At 63.1% G+C, this 1,433-nt stretch carries 2 protein-coding genes; one reads left to right on the forward strand and one right to left on the reverse strand.

Going from position 1 to position 1,433, the window contains the following annotated elements; all coding sequences use genetic code 11:
* Positions 1-99 precede the first annotated feature (99 nt).
* Positions 100-870 carry a GntR family transcriptional regulator gene (locus FNL14_RS08545; protein WP_050055221.1) on the reverse strand — a complete coding sequence of 257 codons (771 nt, stop codon included), beginning with the start codon at positions 868-870 and terminating at the stop codon, positions 100-102.
* Positions 871-1,036: 166 nt separating this feature from the next.
* Here FNL14_RS08545 and FNL14_RS08550 point away from each other — a divergent pair, with 166 nt between their 5' ends.
* Complete coding sequence (locus tag FNL14_RS08550) at positions 1,037-1,330, forward strand: HPr family phosphocarrier protein (RefSeq protein WP_091419961.1); 294 nt, start codon at positions 1,037-1,039, stop codon at positions 1,328-1,330.
* Positions 1,331-1,433: the final 103 nt, after the last annotated feature.

The following is a 1,433-nucleotide window of genomic DNA, read 5'->3' on the forward strand; positions in this document are numbered from 1 at the left end:
GGCCCGGTCCATGAGGACCGGGCCTTCTCTGTCTGCAGTTCCACTGTGTGCTTAGCTGTAAGGCTCCGCGCGGGGCCTGATATCAGCCGCGGAGCAACGTCAGTGGCTGCGGGACCGGCGTGCACCCGGGCGCTGCAACGGAACCCACAGCTTGTAGCGGTCGGCCCGGTAGTACGAGACCGAATAGTCCACCATGGTGCGGGCCACGAACGCATGGCGCTGGATCTTCAGCAAGGGTGCACCGACCTCGACATTGAGCAAGCGTGCTGTGGAGGGCGAAGCAGCCGTGGCCTCAATCATGTCCTCCCCCCACTCCATTACCAGGCCATACTGTTCGCTGAGCACGTTGTACAGCGAGGTGGGTGGCTCGCCATCGAGCAGGCCGGGAACCCGGTGGGCCGGGATGAAGTTCTCGTCGACGCTCATCGGCTCGCCGTCTGCCAGCAGAAGGCGCCGGAAACGGACCAGCGGGGTGCCCTCGTCCAGCTGGAGCTCGCGTGCGAGGAATGCGCTGGCCCCGATCTGTTCGAAGCTGAGGACTTTGGCGGCCGGGACCATGCCGCGGCGCTGCATCTCTTCGCTGTACGAGGTGAGCTTGACCTGCAGGTCCAGCTTCGGCCTGCGCACAAACGTGCCCAGCCCTACCACCCGCTCGATCACTTCTTCGCCCACCAGGGCATCAATCGCCTGCCGTACGGTCATCCTGGCGAGGCCAAAACGCTCCGCCAGGTCGCGTTCCGAGGGCAGCGCCGATCCGGGCCGGCACGATTCGACGATATAGGTCCGGAGGATTTCACGCAGCTGAACATAGATGGCCGTACCGCTGGTCCGGTCAATCTCGCCGGCGATGGCTGCCGCGCTACCAGCCACGGGACTTTGCCGTTTGGTTGAGGATCACCCAGCCATTTTAGGACAGGTCTAGACCAGTGTGCGCCACAGTACAGGAGCATTTCGCTGATCACGGGAAGGTGCCGCTATATTGGACAGGAAAATTTCAATACCAGACGGATGGGGCCGTCATAAAGAAGGAGTCCCGTTGCCAACTCAGAAGGCCGTGGTCACAGCCTCAATCGGACTGCATGCGCGTCCGGCCGCCGTATTTGTCCGGGCGGTCACCGAAACCGGGCTGCCGGTGACCATCTCCAAGGCGGGCACGGCATACGTTGATGCACGGTCTCTGCTGCAGGTGATGACGGCTGACTTCCATCACGGTTGCGAGGTGGAGCTCAACATCCCTGATGCAGCCCTAGACGGTCCACTGGGACGCGAAGAAGCACAGGATGTCCTCCAAACCCTTGGCAGGCTCCTGGAGTCGCAGGGAGCCGGGTAGCGCCCCTGCCGCGACTGTTCCTGGATTGCCCTGCAGGTGCTCCGGGAACGGCTCAACCAAGTGATACAACAACGACGGCGGGCCTCACCTGAAAGGTGAGGCC

Source organism: Pseudarthrobacter sp. B4EP4b (assembly GCF_006680095.1).
Classification (GTDB): Bacteria; Actinomycetota; Actinomycetes; order Actinomycetales; family Micrococcaceae; genus Arthrobacter.